The sequence below is a fragment of the Oceanipulchritudo coccoides genome (assembly GCF_010500615.1).
GTDB classification, from domain to species: domain Bacteria; phylum Verrucomicrobiota; class Verrucomicrobiia; order Opitutales; family Oceanipulchritudinaceae; genus Oceanipulchritudo; species Oceanipulchritudo coccoides.
Window position 1 is genome coordinate 1 of the sequence record NZ_JAAGNX010000027.1, and the last position, 363, is coordinate 363.

A 363-nucleotide genomic window follows, 5' to 3' on the forward strand; every position below is an offset into this window, starting at 1 on the left:
CAAATGATTTAAATGACTAAAATTGGCTGCTCGGGCAGGATTTGAACCTGCGACCAAGTGGTTAATCCCGACCCTGTCGGGACTCTACCGCTGAGGTGCCAAACACTGCACGCAGTTTTGTTGGCGATTTCCAAGATTTGAGTTCGCCCTCACGGATCATCGCCATTGATCGGCTCGGGAACTCTTCAAATCCCAGGAGGTGCCATGGCCCGTTCTTGTGGGTATACTTTCCCAGATGGTTTTTGCCCTCTGGAGAATTATGCTGGCTCAGCCGGCGTTCGAGGTTGTCAGTCTGACCGATGTAGAGTCGGCCTTTTTGATTCTCCAAGACATAGACAAAGTATTCGGACATAATAAAAGCGT

At 49.6% G+C, this 363-nt stretch carries 1 protein-coding gene; it reads right to left on the reverse strand.

All coding sequences use genetic code 11. The features are described 5' to 3' along the window. Nucleotides 1-61: 61 nt before the first annotated feature. A partial coding sequence (locus G0Q06_RS14945) for a GIY-YIG nuclease family protein (RefSeq protein WP_238710909.1) occupies nt 62-363 on the reverse strand: 302 nt, incomplete at its 5' end.